Source organism: uncultured Subdoligranulum sp., from assembly GCF_937890665.1.
In genome coordinates, this window is sequence record NZ_CALADU010000249.1 from 1 (window position 1) to 14,977 (window position 14,977).

Consider the following 14,977-nt stretch of genomic DNA (forward strand, 5'->3'; position numbering starts at 1 on the left):
GTTCCTTGGTCATGGCAAAATTCTCTTTCTTTCCCAAAAACGGCCCCGCTTGCGCGGAGCCGTCTTGTGTTTGTGTGGTTATCGGATCAGCGGACGTCGTTGATGGCACCCACCACGATGATCTCCTCATCGGGTTCACGGTCACCAATATCCAGATCCATCAGCAGCATGACGTGCTCCAGATCCACGGCGGAGTAGTCGCAGACACGGGGGCCAACGCAGACAAAGTAGTCAGGACGCAGCACCGTATCGGTCTTAAAGACCGCCAGCTTCTCCCACAGATCCTTAACACTCTCCTGATAGTCGGCAACCTTGACCTTGACGGCCTGCGCGTCGGAGCACTGGACCTTGATGAAGCCCTTCTTGTCCACGATACGCACCGGATGACGATCACCCATCTCGCCGGCGTAGACATAGAACTTATCGGTCTTTTCGACCAGATGCACATTGCTGACTTTCTGGCCGAAGTCTTCCTTCGCCAGCTGCTCAGCCTCGGCCTCGTCGCACTCCTTCAGCAGGTCAGTGGTCTTGACCTCGGTAGAACCGGTGGCAATGGCAGTAACCTTACCGGTCTGGCTGTCGATTTCGATGTGGACTTCCACGGTGTCGGGGGAAGCGCCGGAGCTGATGGCGGCGTCGATGGCCTCCTTCTTCAGTTCCTTAATGTCTTCCTGCGTGGGGTTGGGGATAACACGTTCCACCACGTCACGGACCATGGACAGCGCAACGCCGATGGAGGAAATAACCTCGGCGTTCTCGGGGATGGAGTACTGCAGGCCCATCTTCTTGGCGCAGTACGGCACCAGAGAGGCAGCACCGCCGCCGCAGCCAACCAGCTTCATGGCATCGTGGTCCAGCTGATACTTCTCAGCCAGCGCGTTGATGCAGTCGTTGACCTTCTCGAAGTCCTTGTCGAGGATCTGGGTAGCCAGCTCTTCGACGGTGATGCCCAGCTTGTCGGCCACAGGCTGCATGCACTTGCGGGCCGCGCTGGCGTTGCCGTGGGCGAAGTACTGGGGCTCGATCAAGCCCAGCACGTTGGCCGCATCGGTGTTGGTGAAGCAGATCCGCTTGCCGCTGGCCAGACGGATGGCCACATAGTCGGAGGGGTCACCCGGCTTGGGGCTGAGCATCTCGATGGTCAGCGGGCCGGCATCGATCTCTTCCTCGGGGGTGAAGCAGGCGTACTCGCAGCCTGCGATGTGGGCAGAACGAGGGCCAACGTCCTCAACGCCATGGTCGTTGATACGGACCATGGAACCGCCGGCGCAGCCCAGAATGCGGACGTCCAGCGAGTTGATGTAGGTGTCGTGACCGCCGATCTTGGCGTAGTCAACGCCGGGACGGCCGTTCTTGATAACACCGATGTTGGTGGTGGTGCCGCCGACTTCGAAGTAGATAGCGTTGGAGGCACGCAGATACATCAGGGAGCCCATAACGGAAGCAGCCGGGCCGGACAGAGCCGTCAGGATGGGGCGCTTACGCATCTCGCTGATTTCCATAACGCCGCCGTCGCCGCGCATGATCATCAGGGGAACGGTAACACCCGCGCTGCGAACCGAGGACTCGGTGGCGTTGGCGGTGGCCATCATCTTGGGCAGAATGGAAGCGTTGATCGCCGCAGTGCGGGTACGGCGGGTCAGGCCGTGCAGCTTGGTGATGTCGGAAGCCATGGAGACCGGCAGGCCCTGCTGCTCGGCCAGATCATGGATCTTCACCTCAGCGGTCATGTCATCCACGCCGAAGGCCATGGAAGCCACGATAACCTTGGCGCCCTTGCCCAGCAGGTTCTTAATGGCGGCGGTGATGGTGTCGTCGTTGAGCTGCTTCTTCTTGATGAACTCGTTGTAGACGGGGATCTTACGACCCACCTTCTCGTCCAGAACGATGTCCTTCAGGGTCAGCTGGGGCTTGGCCAGGAAGCCTTCCAAGCCGCCGCCAGCCACGCCGATGACGCCGACAGGCGCCACGTCGCCTTCGATGAAGGCGTTGGTAGCCTGCGTGGTGGAGTGGGCCACGAAGACCACGTCTTCGGGCGAGATGCCGTTTTCGGCCATGCAGTTCTTGAAGGACTGCACAACACCGGCGGCTACGCCGGCTTTGTCGTCGTGGGTCGTCTTGACTTCGTTTTTGCCGATGATCTCGTGGGTCACGTTGTCCATAGCGACGCACTTGGTGTAAGTGCCGCCGACGTCGATGCCCATACGAACGGCGCGATGCTCTGCCATTGTTTTTCCTCCTAATCTTTCAGGGGAAGGTAAAATCCCCGTCTCTACTGGTTTACGATTCGGTTATGATACAGGCCTGCCGTGCAAGCCTTCTGCTTTTGATAAAGAAGTGCCGCCGCCTGTTGGCAGCGGCACCTTGTTTTTAGGCAAATCCTGTGGATGCGATTAGACGAACCACTCGGCGCCCAGACCGGACACAGTCACGAAGGTCAGCACATACAGCAGGATACCGGAAATGTATGCGCAAGGAATGGACAGCTTCAGGTAGTCCTTAGACTCGACCTTGGTGTAAGCGAGGCCCCAAGCAACCCAGGACTGGGTGATGCAGGAACCGATGTTCACGGTGATGGTGGGGATCGCAAACACGCAGTACAGGAACGGGATGGAGAAGGACGCAACACCGCGCAGCACGCCCAAGGTGGCAGCGCCACAGCCGACCAGCGTCATGGGGCCACGGAACAGGCCCAGACCCAGCAGGACGGCGAACAGGATGCAGACGACCAGCTCGCTCTTCGGCATGACAGGGCCCAGAACGGCCTTGAAGAAGGGAGAAGCGTAGTTGGCAACGGTGTTGAACATGGGCAGGGTGAGCAAGAAGCCAACCAGCGGAGCGGTGTCGACCACGCCGTCATAGTACAGCTTGTTGACCAACTGGCAGTTCTCTTTGAAGGTGCCCTTCATCTTGCCGCAGAGGAACAACGCCAAGAAACCAGCGATGACGAAGCCGCCGATAACGGAGAAGTCCAGCCAAATCTTCAGCACAACGGGAACGATGGGCAGGATCAGGGTGTAGATGGGAGCATCCTTCTGCTCGGAAGCGCCACGGGTCTGGGCGGCCCAAGCATGGCTGCCCTTGCTGCGGCTCAGGAAGATGCCGGACAGCACGGTGCAGACGACCACAGAGATAACGACGGCTGCATAGCCCCACTTGCCGGCGTACCAGCCGAGGGTGAACTCAGGCAGCTCTTCAGTACCGATGAAGAACGCGCGGTACTGCGCGAAGTTGACGGGGTTGAGGTAGATACCGGCAGCCACGGACTCCATGAAGCTGAACATGGCAATGGCCTTGGGTACACCGAGGGACATCATGATGGGCAGGACGATAACGCCGATGGCGATAACGGGGCCGGCACCGGTCATGGCGGTGAAGATAACAGCGGTAACAACGTTCAGCAGAGCGATGGTAACCATGGGACGGTCGCCGCCCAGCTCAACGGTCTTACGGATCAAGGTGGAGGCGATACCGGTCTCCATCAGGACGCGGCCGAACCAAGCGCCCCAGCAGACGTTGACCAGCGTGGTGCCCCAGCCTTCGGGAGCAGTCTGATAAATAGCGTTCAGAATGTTAATGATGGGAAGCGGTTCTCCATCTTTGTAGAACGCCGTGCTGGCCAGAAATTCCGGCGAAGCAAAGGCGGCGCCCAAGAAGGACAGCACCGTCCAGACAATGGTGATGACCAAGAAACCGATCATCAGGTTGTGGCCCTTAATGCAGTAGTATGCGAGGCCGAAGAACGTGAGGAGCAGCAAAATGCCAACTACGATCTCCAAGGTAAATACCCCTTTCTGTTGTAAAATGATTCTCCTTTAGCAGTGGCAAACCGAATAAGTAAACCAGAGGGACGAGTAGGATTTCACTTCCTTTCCGTATAAAATAGGTCTATCAAACAGGAAAACTGCGGCACAAGGGCCGCTGCCTTCTCCGGTCCCGCGGTAAGACGGTACCGTTCAATAGCAAAAGAATCATTCTCCAAAATATTGCGGGTAGATCCGGCGCAAATGATCGCCGTCCTGCTCGATGGAGACTATATGTTGCTGGGCGGTAAAACGCAGCGCTTCGTAATCGCGGCGGCGCAACGCGTCCAGAATCAAGCGATGTTCGGTGAGGTGGTTTTCCCAACTGCGTACCGACACCATGTGTGCTTGGTAGCTGTAGGTCATGATTTGCAAATAACGGATGCGCAGCATATCGCAGTTGATACAGGCGAAGGCTTCCCATGCCCGTTCCCGCCCGCAATAGCGGTAGAACAGTTGGTGCATCCGGGTATCTTCTTCCAGAAGCCGGTCGGACTTCTTCGCGGCGTAGTAGGCACGCTGCAAAGACAAGCTTTGTTCCAGTTCTTCCAGTTGTTCGTCGGTCAGGCCGGGCTTGCAAAGCTGCTCCAGCACGTCCCGCTCCAACACCACACGGAAAAACACCGCTTGCCGTACCAGTTCCATGGAAATACGGCTCACCTGCGTGCCGCGCTGGGGGAAAACTTCCACACAGTGCTCACAGGCAAGCCGGGCAATCGCCTCCCGCACGGGCGTGCGGCTGGTATGCATTTGGGCCGCCAGCGTATTCTCGCTCAAAAACTCCCCGGGCAGCAGCGTAAAATCGATGATCTGCTGCCGCAGCTGCCGGTAAACCGCGTCACGGCTGTACAGTTCGGTACTGACGGGCTCCTGCACCATGCTGGGGACACCTCGCTTTTCAGCGGCAGAAACTTTCCGGCGCTCATTGCATACAAGTCTGCGCATGCCAGTGCCGCCGGGTCTGAAATTACCATAGCACGAACGCGGGGGTTTTGCAACCCCTTTTTTGACATTTTTTCTTTATTTTGCTGTCATTGGCAGTTCATTTCGTCATATTTCACAACAAGTTTTCAACATTTTTGGCATACAAGTCAGTCTTGCAATTCCCTTTTCTTTGCGGTATACTATAGTCGAACGCTGTCCTTTTCCGGTCAAATGACCAAGGACGGCCGCACTGGTGTGCCTAAACGGTCGGTGCATACAAGGGATTGGCCTTGGTATTTTCCACAGATTTTCTGTTTTTTCTTCCCAGAAACTGGAGAAAGGTCCCACCGTCTACTACTATATTATATAAAGTACAAAAAGAAAGGAGCGCCGCACATGTTTACTACCGTTCGTTCTGTGCGTGCGCCCGAAGAGTCCGCCCGGTCCTTTGTTTACCGGGTGCTTTCTATGTATATCCGGGAAATGCTGCTGCGTCCCGGCGAAAAATTGGTGGAGACCGATGTGGCACAGGCCTTGCAGGTCAGCCGCACCCCTGTGCATGATACCTTCTCCCGCTTGGTGCGGGAAAGAATGCTGCGTCCCGTTCCCCGGGGCGCGGTGGTGCCGCCGCTGGATTCCGACGCCATCTTGCAGTTGATCTGGATGTACCGCACCACCTGCGTGGCGGTTTTGGGCGAATTGTACAACAACCGTCCTGACTCCTATGAACGGCTGCAGCGCTGTGTGGACCATCAGTACGAAGCGCTGCGCATCGGTTCGCTGCTGCGCATGCCCCGGTTGGAGCACGAGTTTTTGGCAGAATTGTTCCGTCTGGCCAACCGGCTGCCGGTTCTGGCCGCCATGAACTCCACCGGCGGGGACCTGTACCGCATGCTGCGCATGTTGGAGGACCCCCGGATGTGGAAATACATCGTCAACCGCCACGCCGATCTGGTGAAAGCGCTGGAGGCCCATGACCACGAGGCCGCCGTGGACGCTTTGGACGCAGAATTTGATCTTTTGAAACCCCTGCTGGAGGAATCGGAATACCGCCACCCCAGCTTTTTTGAGAAACGTCAGGTAAGGCAACCCGAACTCTGCCGCGCGGACGGCGCACAGGGTTCTGCGCGCATAGAAAGCAAATCGTAACGGATTTCGGAAGGAGCACAAACGTATGAAAATCGCAGTTCTGGGCGCCGGGGCGATGGGCGGGCTGTTCAGCTCGTACCTGAGCCGCAACAACGAAGTGACCGTCATCGATGTGAACCCCGCTTTGGTGGAAAAGGTTCACAACGAGGGCTTGGTCGTGGAGGAGCCGGACGGTTCCAGCGCCGTCTATCACCCCAACGCCGTTTTGTCCACCGAAGGCATGGCCCCTGTGGACCTGATCATTGTGTTTGTCAAGGCGATGTTCAGCGAGAGTGCCCTGAACAATAACAAAGGGATCATCGGCCCCAACACCTATCTGATGACCCTGCAGAACGGCAGCGGCCACGAGGATATGCTGGGCAAGTTTGTCCCGCAGGAGAACATCATCATCGGCACCACCCAGCACAACGCCAGCGTGGCGGGTCTGGGCGTGACCAAGCACGGCGGCAGCGGCATGACCCACATGGGCTGCGTGGTGGGCGATGTGACCCGCCTGCAGAAGTTTGCCGACGCTTTCACCGCCTGCGGGCTGGATGCCGACGTGTCGGACGGCGTGCAGAAGATGATCTGGAACAAGCTGTTCACCAACGTTTCGGCCAGCGCGCTGACCGGCGCTTTGCAGGTGCCGCTGGGCTATATCTCCTCCAACGAGTACGCTTGGAAGCTGTGCTGCACCCTGATCCGTGAGGCCGTGGACGCTGCCGCCGGTCTGGGTATGGACTTTGATTACGACGAAAAGGTGGCCGAGGTCAAGGCGGTGTGCGACAACTCCCCCAACGGCCTGACCAGCATTTATGCCGACCTGCGGGATGGACGCCGCAGCGAGGTGGATACCATCAGCGGCAGCGTGGTCCGCGCCGGCCAGAAGGGCGGCGTGCCCACCCCCAGCCACGAGTTCTTGGTGGGCTTGATCCACGCGATGGAAGGCCGTTCCAAAGCCTAAGTTCCCCGGTGTACTTCAAGGCAGGTTGAACCAGAGCCTGTCTGGAAGATAAAACATACTATTTTAAAAGGAGGATTTTCCCTATGGCTGAGCTCACTTACGATTGGGTTGCGGGCAAACCGAAAACCGTTCCCATGGATCAGCTGCCCCCGAAAGTCTATGAAAAGGACGGTCTGCGCATCATCGACCTGACCAAGGTCATCGATCCCAGCACCGAGAGCCGCCGCTGCAACCTGTGGCGTTTCAACACCGGTGGTGATGTGCCTGACTTCCACACCAACGTGGATATCGGCAGCCATCTGGGCACCCACTGCGAATGCCCCTACCATCATGACAACAACTGGCCCAGCGTGGCGGAACTGCCCCTGTCCCAGTTCATGGGCCGCGGCATCTACCAGATGCTGGACCTGCCGGAAGATCACCAGATCACCGGCGCCGATCTGGAAGCCGCTATTGGCGATCGCATCCAGCCCGGTGACACCGTCATTCTGGACAGCCCCCACCAGATCCCGCCCTTCACCAGCCTGACCGGCGGCCCCACCGACCATCGTCTGCAGGTCGGTGCTGACTGCGCCCAGTGGCTGGCGGACCACAAGGTCCAGTGCGTCGGCTTCGGTGACGGCGTTGCCATCGAGGGCGACGTGGCCAACGTCAAGCCCTTCCATGACATCCTGATGGCGCAAAACTGCACCTTCCTGGAAGTGCTGCAGAATCTGGATCAGCTGAAGAGCGATACCTTCTTCATCAGCTACACCCCGATGCCCATCATCGGTCTGGATTCCTGCCCCGTGCGCGTTTACGCCATCGAGGGCCTGCCCGGCTTCACCCGCTGATCCGGCACAACCGAACACCTAAGGCTTCCCCCCTGTGGGGGAAGCCTTTTTCTGAAAATAGGAGGTTCCGCTTATGGAAGGATCTATGAAAAATCTTTTTGAACCTGCGGGCCGCATTGCGCTGATCACCGGCGGCACCAGTGGTCTGGGCCATGCCATTGCCGAGGCGTTCCTGCAGAACGGCATCGACGTGGCGGTGTGCAGCCGTCATCCCGACAGCGCCCCCGATCTGGCCGAGCTGGCCGCCGCCGAAGGCCGCCGTTATCTGGCGGTGCGCTGCGACATTACCGACGAGGCCGACGTAGCCGCGCTGGGGGATGCGGTGGAGCAGGGCCTTGGCCCTGCCACCCTGCTGGTAAACAGCGCCGGCATGAACATCCTGAAACCTGCCGAAGACTATGATGCCGCCAGCTTTGAGAAGGTCATCGCCCTGAACATCACCGGCACCCATCTGGTGAGCAAGATGGCCGCCAAGCGGTGGATGATCCCCGCCGGCAAAGGCCGCATCGTCAACTTGTCCTCGGCCAAGGCGTTCCTGGGCGCCGACCGCAACTATGCGGCCTACTGCGCCACTAAGGGTGCCATCAACATGTACACCCAGCAGTTGGGCTGCGAGTGGGCTAAGTTCGGCATCAACGTCAACGCCATCGCCCCCACCTTTGTGCGCACCCCCATCAACGCCAAACAGTTGGAGGATCCCACCTTCTACAATTCGCTTGTACGGCGCATCCCCATGGGACGGTTGGGCACCGGCCGGGATATGGCCGCGGCGGCCCTCTTCCTGTGCAGCGAGGGCGCATCCTTCATCACCGGCGTCACCCTCAAGGTGGACGGCGGCGTTACATCCATGCAGTAATCGCAAGGAGGACTTCTGACATGATTTCCGGAAACATTCATGAAGCCAGCAATCTGGCCGTGCTGCCCGAGCCGCTGCGCCGGGCCGTGCAATTTTTGAAAGAGACCGATCTGGCCGCCCACGAGCCGGGCCGCTTTGAGCTGTACGGCGACAAGATGATTTTGCAGGTGCTGGACCAGACCACCGGTCCCCGGGAGGGTCTGCGCCCCGAAGTACACCGCAAATACATCGACGTGCAGTTCTTGGCCGCCGGCGGCCCGGAGCGCATCGGCTGGTACCCCGATCTGGGCGACAACGAGGTGGATGAGAACCTGCTGGACACCCCGCGGGACATCTGCTTCTACAAGAACAACCCCGCCGCCCGGGAAGGCGTCATCGAGATGCAGCCCGGCAGCTACGCCATGTTCTTCCCGTGGGATGTACACATCCCCGCCATTCAGGTGGACGCTCCGGCGCCCATCCGCAAGATCGTGGTCAAGGTCGCGCTGGACACCTGCCTGTAAGAAAGGACGCATTGCCGTGGCATTTCTGGATGAACATCTGAACGAACTGGCCCAGCCCGATCCCGCTGCCCGCCGGGCAGCGTTGGAGCGGCTGCTGACCGCCGAGGGCCTCGCCTTTACGGTGCAGGAGTGTGAGGCGGACGAAAAACGCAAGGCCGCCCGCAACTATCTGCTGCCCGCCGAGGGCACCGCACCGCTGCTTTGCGCCCACTACGACGCCCACCCGGGCAGTGTAGGGGCCAATGACAACGCCGCCGCCTGCTGCATCCTCATCGCGCTGGCCAAAGAGCTGCGCCGCCGGGGTGTCAAGGCCGCCTTCGCCTTTTTTGACGGGGAGGAAAACGGCCACAGCGGCGCCAAGCTGTATGAGGCGGAGCGCTCGCAGGAGCACAACCTCATCGTGAATTTGGACATGTGCGGCTACGGCGACACGGTGGCCGTCTATACCCGGGGCGGTGAAAAACGCGCCGCCGCCCGGCCCTTCTGCGACAAGGCCCGGCTGGCCGCCCACAATGCGCGGCTGGTCAAATACCTGCCCGAAGGGGACGACGTCTGTTTTTCCACCCGGCGGCAAACGGTGTTGAGCATCGCCATCATGCCCCGGTGGGACACCAAGTATCTGGACGCCATGGCGGCGCAGGGCAGTGGTCTGCTGGGCCGCACGCCGGAATTTAAGATGATGATCGGCCAGATGGAAGTCAGTTCCACCATGCACGGCGGCTTCCGGGATGCGGTCAAGTGGGTGCAGCCCGAGGCCATGCAGCAAGTCTATGACTACCTGCTGGATTCTCTCTGTGCCCCGCCTGCCCCGGCCAAACGGTTCGGGCTGTTCTAACTGTTTTTCTCCACTGTGGAAAGGGGGATCCCCTTATGGACTGGCTTTACCAAAACCTCCCCTTTTTGTGCTTGCTGCTGCTCTGCCTGCTGGACGGGCGGCGGATCGTCACGGGCACCCGGTCCTTCAGCCACGCCTATGACCGGCTGCCCCCGGAGGAAAAACGCCGCTATGCCCCCCACAAGATCCGCCGTCTGGGCGTGGTGTGGCTGGGCACCATAACGGCCCTTACCCTGTTGCTGTTGCTCACCAATGGACCGCTGGCAAACGACCGTCTACTGTGGGTCTTGGTGGGTTGCATGGCAGCAGCCCTGTTGGCCTACCCTTTGCTGGCCCATTCCCGTTGGGCACTGGACCGCTTCTGCCAGACCGACAACCACCCGCGGTAACAAACAAGGCCCGGCAGCCGCAAGTGCGGCTGCCGGGCCTTTTGTCTGTATTGAACCAAATGCAGGGGTTCAACTGCTTTGCAGCGTAAAGTAGTCGGGATGCAGCGCCATCTTGGCCATCAGGTTCCCCCGGAAGCTGGTCAGGTGGGCGCCGATGGTCTGTTCCGGGTCCACCCCATCGGGCAGGCCCATGAGCAGGTAGTCACAGAAATCCCGGTGCTGCACCGTCACACGGTCGTAATCGCACTCTCCATCCAGCGCGTCGAGGTAGCGCATCCGGTCATAGTGGGACACCAGCCCCCGGATGGCCAGCCAGGTATGGCTGCGCCCCCCAAAGAAATACATCATCCGATGAAATTCATCGTCCAACTGGATGAACTCATCCACCGCATCGGGCATGCGGTCCCGCAGCGCCTCCTGCTGGCGCATACAGTCCAGAAGTTGCTGTACCTGCGTGCGGCCGATCTTGCCCGCCACATCCCGCAGCAAGGCACTTTCGAGGAGCAGCCGGGTGGAATAGCCTTCCTTGACCAGCGCCGGGTCGATGCGGCTGACCTGCGTGCCCCGCTGGGGAAAGATCTCCCCCAGCCACTCGTTGCGCAGCGTGGTGATGGCCTCATGCACCGGCGTGCGGCTCATCTGCAGCCGTGCCGCCAGCTCCGCCTCGTTCAGCGGTTCCCCCGGCTGCAGGCGCAGCGTCATAATGTTCATCCGCAGCACACGGCAGGCGTAAACGCGGTTATTTTCCCCTTTGTGGGGCGGCGGTACCAGCAGATGCATGAGCGACCCTCCTTTGGGTGTTTTTTCTTTCACAACTAATATATCAGTCAGAATTCCCTTTGGCAAGGCCCCTGTCTATTTTTTGTGCAAAGCCGCAAAAAAATCCCCAAAAATCTGGTAAAATAGCCAGTTGCATTTCAGTTTTTGCTGTGTTATCCTGATAGTACCAGAGGAAAACGTGATATATTAGTACGCCTACAACCCGTTGTACTTACCAAAAAAGGAGAGAAATACTTATGAGTATCCGCGTTCCGTATGAGACCGTCCTCGCCACCACCGAGAAGGCCTTCCTGCAAATGGGCCTGACCGCTGAACAGGCCGCCCAGTGCGCCGAGATCCACACCGAGAGCAGTCTGGAAGGCATCGAGAGCCACGGCCTGAACCGTGTACCCCGTTTTGCCGAGTACGTCCAGAAGGGCTGGGTAGACATCCATGCCAAGCCGGAACTGGTGGGTGCCAAGGGCGCCGTGGAAAACTACGACGGCCATCTGGGCATCGGCGTGCTGAACGCCACCTTCTGCATGAACCGGGCCATCGAGCTGGCTAAGGTCCACGGCATCGGCTGCGTGGCGCTGAAAAACACCACCCACTGGATGCGCGGCGGTTCCTACGCTTGGCAGGCTGCACAGGCCGGCTTCATCGGCATTAGCTGGACCAACACCGAGAGCTGCATGCCCATGTGGGGTTCCAAGCAGCCCGGTGTCGGCAACAACCCCTTCTGCATCGCCATCCCCCGCAAGAACGGCCCCATCGTGTTGGATATGGCCATGAGCCAGTACGCCTACGGTAAGCTGGGCGTCTATCGTCTGGCCGGCAAGCAGCTCCCCTACCCCGGCGGCTTCGACAAGGACGGCAACCTGACCAGCGATCCCGGCGCCATCGAGGCCAGCGGCCGCATCCTGCCCACCGGTTACTGGAAGGGCTCCGGCATGGCCATCGCGCTGGACCTGGCCGCCGCTGCCATGGCCAACGGCCGCACCGGCGTTCAGTTGGATCGGGAAGCCCGCGGTAGCTGCACCGGCTGCTGCCAGATCTTCCTGGCCTACGACCCCTACCTGTTCGGTGAGGAAGAAGAGATTCAGGCCAAGTTGGATGACCGTGTAGCGGCTGCCGATGCCACCGAGCCGGAGCGCGAGGGCGGCCACGTGACCTGCCCCGGCGAGCGCACCGCTGCGACCCGCGCCCGCAACCTGAAGGAAGGCATCGTGGTGGACGAGCAGATCTGGCAGCAGATTCAGGATCTGGCCGCCGGCAAGACCGACGTAAAGGACATCTCCAGCGCCTGCATTCTGGACAACATGACCCAGGAAAAGCAGTAATCTTGTCCGTATTTTCACCCAATCATTAAAAAGGAGTGTTTGAGTATGTTTTTCTCTCCCCTGTCTTTGGCTACCAAGTACAACTATCTGGACGACAAATTCACCGCCGCCTACAAGTGGCTGGCAGAGACCGATCTGGACAACACCCCTGTGGGCAGCTACCCCATCTGCGAGGGCGTGACCGCCAACGTGCAGGAATACAACACCTTCCCCGCTGAGGAAGGCTCCTTCGAGACCCATGACGCCTACTTCGACATCCAGTATGTCATCTCCGGCAAGGAGCAGTTCGGCTACTGCAAGCGCGAGGGTCTGGTCCTGAAGAAGGATGTGCCCGAGAACGACGTGAAGTTCTACGAGGAGCCTGCCCTGAGCGGCACCGTGCTGCTGCTGCCCGGCGACATGATCGTTGTTGCCCCCGAAGACGCCCACAAGCCCCGCGTAGCCGCCGATGGCCCCGAGTTTGTGCGCAAAGTGGTGGTCAAGGTCAAGCTCTGAGCCCCTGCACCCGTGGGATTGAGTTATGTGTGAAGAGAAAGGTCGTAATGCAAGTATGAAAGCAATCAAATTGGCAGAGCCCTGGAAAGTTTCCTGCGTAGAACTGGAAAAGCCCACCCCCAAACCGGGCGAGGCCCTGATCAAGGTCATCGCCGCCGGTATCTGCGGCAGCGACATCGGCGCCTTCCGTGGCACCAACGGCTTGGTCAGCTACCCCCGTGTCATCGGCCATGAGCTGGCCGGTATCGTAGAGTCCATCCCCGCCGACAACAAGAACGGCATCAAGGTGGGCGACCGCGTGGTGGTGGACCCCTACCTGTACTGCGGGCACTGCTATCCCTGCAGCATCGGCCGTACCAACTGCTGCACCGACCTGAAGGTGCTGGGCGTCCATGTGGACGGCGGCATGGCGGAATACTACTGCCACCCCGCTGACATGCTCATCAAGATTCCCGACGGCATGACCTGGGAGCAGGCCGCCATGGCAGAACCCCTGACCATCAGCCTGCACGGCATCCATCGCGGCGGCCTGAAGGCCGGTGAATACTGCGCCATCATCGGTGCAGGCCCCATCGGTCTGGTAGCCGGCATGGTGGCACAGGCCTACGGCGCCCATGCCATCCTGCTGGATCTGGTGCAGGAGCGGTTGGACTTCGCCAAGAGCTTGGGCATTGAGTATGTCATCAACTCCGGCACCGAGGACGCGGTGGCCCGTGTGGCTGAGATCACCGGCGGCGAGATGGCCCATCAGGTCATGGAATGCTCCGGTGCCAACGCCGCAGTGCGCAGCACGCTGGATCTGGTGTCCAACGCCGGCCGCATCACCCTGACCGGCTGGCCCAAGAAGGAAACCAGCCTGCCCACCGATGTGATCACCAAGAAGGAGATCGACATCCGCGGTGCCCGTACCAGCGCCGGTGAATTTGAGGAGGCTCTGGATCTGATCTACACCAAGAAGGTGGATATGATGAAGATCCTGACCAAGACCGTTTCGATGGACGAGGCACCTGCCACCATCGTAGACATTGAGAAGAACCCCGGCAATTATATGAAGGTCGTCGTTCGCGTGGGAGAAGAATAATACAGAGGGGATTATCTTATGAAAGCTGTACAAATCGTAAAGCCCAATGACTTGCGCATCATTGAGATGGAAAAACCCACTATCGATGAACACAACAACGTTCTGGTCAAGATGACTGCCGCCGGCATCTGCGGCAGTGACGTGGGCATCTACCACGGCACCAACGCCGCTGCCACCTACCCCCGCGTGATCGGCCACGAGATGGTCGGCGTGGTGGTAGAGGTCGGCCCCACCGCCAAAAAGGTCAAGGTGGGCGACCGGGTCATCATCGATCAGGTAGTGCCCTGCGGCCACTGCTATGCCTGCCGCAAAGGCCGTCCCAACGTCTGCGGCAACCTGCAGGTCCGGGGCGTACACATCGACGGCGGTTACCGCGAGTACATGGCGGTGCCCGATTCGGACTGCTATCTGGTGCCGGACTGCCTGTCCGATACCGATGCCATTATGATCGAGCCCACCACGATTGCCGTACAGTGTTGCAGCCGCGCCCAACTGGAAAGCGAGGACACCGTGCTGATCATCGGTTCCGGTGCACTGGGTTCCAGCATTCTGCGGATCGTCAAGCAGTTCCATCCCCGGAAGATCATCGTCTCCGACATTGACGACGCCAAACTGCAGGAGGCGCTGAACAACGGCGCCACCGATGTGATCAACAGCCTGAAAGAGGACGTGCCCGCCCGCTGCCATGAGCTGACCGACGGGTACGGCGTGACGGTCTCCATCGACGCCGCCTGCGTCAAGACCAGTCTGATCACCGCTTTGCAGGCCACCGGCTGTGCTGGCCGTGTGATCACCATGGGCTTCAGCGTAGCCCCCACCGAGGTCAACCAGTTCGTCATCACCAGCAAGGAGCTGGACGTGCGGGGCAGCCGCCTGCAGAACCGCAAGTTCCAAGACGTCATCGACCTCATCAACGCTGGCAAGATCGATCTGCGGGGCAGCATCAGCCACACCTTCCCCCTCACCGAGGCACAGAAGGCGTTCGACTTTGTGGACAGCCACGATCCTTCCATCCGCAAGATCGCATTGACTTTTGATTTCTAACCTCCATTCCTCTAAAGCAAAAG

Annotated in this window: 15 protein-coding genes; 11 read left to right on the forward strand and 4 right to left on the reverse strand. The window is 59.6% G+C overall.

Going from position 1 to position 14,977, the window contains the following annotated elements:
• Positions 1-86 precede the first annotated feature (86 nt).
• The 3 genes from Q0526_RS13835 to Q0526_RS13845 form a co-directional block, all read right to left on the reverse strand.
• Positions 87-2,228, reverse strand: a complete 2,142-nt coding sequence (locus Q0526_RS13835) for a hydantoinase/oxoprolinase family protein (protein ID WP_298734702.1) — start codon at positions 2,226-2,228, stop codon at positions 87-89.
• A 165-nt stretch (positions 2,229-2,393) separates the two neighbouring features.
• Positions 2,394-3,779, reverse strand: coding sequence for a citrate transporter (locus Q0526_RS13840; RefSeq protein WP_298734705.1), 1,386 nt, complete (start codon positions 3,777-3,779; stop codon positions 2,394-2,396).
• 192 nt (positions 3,780-3,971) lie between these two features.
• The gene (locus Q0526_RS13845) at positions 3,972-4,748 is read right to left on the reverse strand and encodes a GntR family transcriptional regulator (RefSeq protein ID WP_298734708.1); all 777 of its coding nucleotides are present in this window, start codon (positions 4,746-4,748) and stop codon (positions 3,972-3,974) included.
• Between the two features lie 375 nt (positions 4,749-5,123).
• On the opposite strand from Q0526_RS13845, the gene Q0526_RS13850 reads away from it, so the two are divergent.
• The 7 genes from Q0526_RS13850 (at position 5,124) to Q0526_RS13880 (ending at position 10,235) form a co-directional block, all read left to right on the forward strand.
• Positions 5,124-5,876 (forward strand): GntR family transcriptional regulator, encoded by a 753-nt coding sequence (locus Q0526_RS13850; RefSeq protein WP_298734711.1) that lies wholly within the window; start codon positions 5,124-5,126, stop codon positions 5,874-5,876.
• A 25-nt stretch (positions 5,877-5,901) separates the two neighbouring features.
• Positions 5,902-6,819 (forward strand): 2-dehydropantoate 2-reductase, encoded by a 918-nt coding sequence (locus Q0526_RS13855; RefSeq protein ID WP_298734714.1) that lies wholly within the window; start codon positions 5,902-5,904, stop codon positions 6,817-6,819.
• Positions 6,820-6,902: 83 nt separating this feature from the next.
• The gene (locus Q0526_RS13860) at positions 6,903-7,652 is read left to right on the forward strand and encodes a cyclase family protein (protein ID WP_366522114.1); all 750 of its coding nucleotides are present in this window, start codon (positions 6,903-6,905) and stop codon (positions 7,650-7,652) included.
• 73 nt (positions 7,653-7,725) lie between these two features.
• On the forward strand, positions 7,726-8,508 hold the full coding sequence (locus tag Q0526_RS13865; protein WP_298734717.1) for an SDR family oxidoreductase: 783 nt from the start codon (positions 7,726-7,728) through the stop codon (positions 8,506-8,508).
• Positions 8,509-8,528: 20 nt separating this feature from the next.
• Positions 8,529-9,011 (forward strand): YhcH/YjgK/YiaL family protein, encoded by a 483-nt coding sequence (locus Q0526_RS13870; RefSeq protein ID WP_298734719.1) that lies wholly within the window; start codon positions 8,529-8,531, stop codon positions 9,009-9,011.
• 16 nt (positions 9,012-9,027) lie between these two features.
• Positions 9,028-9,846 (forward strand): M28 family peptidase, encoded by an 819-nt coding sequence (locus Q0526_RS13875; protein WP_298734721.1) that lies wholly within the window; start codon positions 9,028-9,030, stop codon positions 9,844-9,846.
• Between the two features lie 35 nt (positions 9,847-9,881).
• Positions 9,882-10,235 carry a hypothetical protein gene (locus tag Q0526_RS13880; RefSeq protein WP_298734723.1) on the forward strand — a complete coding sequence of 118 codons (354 nt, stop codon included), beginning with the start codon at positions 9,882-9,884 and terminating at the stop codon, positions 10,233-10,235.
• 69 nt (positions 10,236-10,304) lie between these two features.
• On the opposite strand, the gene Q0526_RS13885 is transcribed toward Q0526_RS13880, so the two are convergent.
• Positions 10,305-11,015 carry a GntR family transcriptional regulator gene (locus Q0526_RS13885; RefSeq protein WP_298734725.1) on the reverse strand — a complete coding sequence of 237 codons (711 nt, stop codon included), beginning with the start codon at positions 11,013-11,015 and terminating at the stop codon, positions 10,305-10,307.
• 236 nt (positions 11,016-11,251) lie between these two features.
• Between Q0526_RS13885 and yiaK the strand changes: the two genes are divergently transcribed.
• From yiaK to Q0526_RS13905, 4 genes are read left to right on the forward strand one after another with little or no spacing between them, the layout of a single operon-like run.
• Positions 11,252-12,334 (forward strand): 3-dehydro-L-gulonate 2-dehydrogenase, encoded by a 1,083-nt coding sequence (yiaK, locus tag Q0526_RS13890; RefSeq protein ID WP_298734727.1) that lies wholly within the window; start codon positions 11,252-11,254, stop codon positions 12,332-12,334.
• A 45-nt stretch (positions 12,335-12,379) separates the two neighbouring features.
• The gene (locus Q0526_RS13895) at positions 12,380-12,829 is read left to right on the forward strand and encodes a YhcH/YjgK/YiaL family protein (protein ID WP_298734729.1); all 450 of its coding nucleotides are present in this window, start codon (positions 12,380-12,382) and stop codon (positions 12,827-12,829) included.
• Between the two features lie 55 nt (positions 12,830-12,884).
• Positions 12,885-13,910: a zinc-binding alcohol dehydrogenase family protein gene (locus tag Q0526_RS13900; RefSeq protein ID WP_298734731.1), complete on the forward strand. Its 1,026-nt coding sequence runs from the start codon at positions 12,885-12,887 to the stop codon at positions 13,908-13,910.
• An 18-nt stretch (positions 13,911-13,928) separates the two neighbouring features.
• Positions 13,929-14,954: an alcohol dehydrogenase catalytic domain-containing protein gene (locus Q0526_RS13905; protein WP_298734734.1), complete on the forward strand. Its 1,026-nt coding sequence runs from the start codon at positions 13,929-13,931 to the stop codon at positions 14,952-14,954.
• Positions 14,955-14,977 lie beyond the last annotated feature (23 nt).

Coding starts and splice junctions, on each gene's coding strand:
- Q0526_RS13850 (WP_298734711.1), top strand. CDS start 5,124: ATGTTTACTACCGTTCGTTCTGTGCGTGCGCCCGAAGAGTCCGCCCGG.
- Q0526_RS13835 (WP_298734702.1), bottom strand. CDS start 2,228: ATGGCAGAGCATCGCGCCGTTCGTATGGGCATCGACGTCGGCGGCACT.
- Q0526_RS13900 (WP_298734731.1), top strand. CDS start 12,885: ATGAAAGCAATCAAATTGGCAGAGCCCTGGAAAGTTTCCTGCGTAGAA.
- Q0526_RS13860 (WP_366522114.1), top strand. CDS start 6,903: ATGGCTGAGCTCACTTACGATTGGGTTGCGGGCAAACCGAAAACCGTT.
- Q0526_RS13895 (WP_298734729.1), top strand. CDS start 12,380: ATGTTTTTCTCTCCCCTGTCTTTGGCTACCAAGTACAACTATCTGGAC.
- Q0526_RS13905 (WP_298734734.1), top strand. CDS start 13,929: ATGAAAGCTGTACAAATCGTAAAGCCCAATGACTTGCGCATCATTGAG.
- Q0526_RS13865 (WP_298734717.1), top strand. CDS start 7,726: ATGGAAGGATCTATGAAAAATCTTTTTGAACCTGCGGGCCGCATTGCG.
- Q0526_RS13870 (WP_298734719.1), top strand. CDS start 8,529: ATGATTTCCGGAAACATTCATGAAGCCAGCAATCTGGCCGTGCTGCCC.
- Q0526_RS13855 (WP_298734714.1), top strand. CDS start 5,902: ATGAAAATCGCAGTTCTGGGCGCCGGGGCGATGGGCGGGCTGTTCAGC.
- Q0526_RS13845 (WP_298734708.1), bottom strand. CDS start 4,748: ATGCGCAGACTTGTATGCAATGAGCGCCGGAAAGTTTCTGCCGCTGAA.
- yiaK (WP_298734727.1), top strand. CDS start 11,252: ATGAGTATCCGCGTTCCGTATGAGACCGTCCTCGCCACCACCGAGAAG.
- Q0526_RS13880 (WP_298734723.1), top strand. CDS start 9,882: ATGGACTGGCTTTACCAAAACCTCCCCTTTTTGTGCTTGCTGCTGCTC.
- Q0526_RS13885 (WP_298734725.1), bottom strand. CDS start 11,015: ATGCATCTGCTGGTACCGCCGCCCCACAAAGGGGAAAATAACCGCGTT.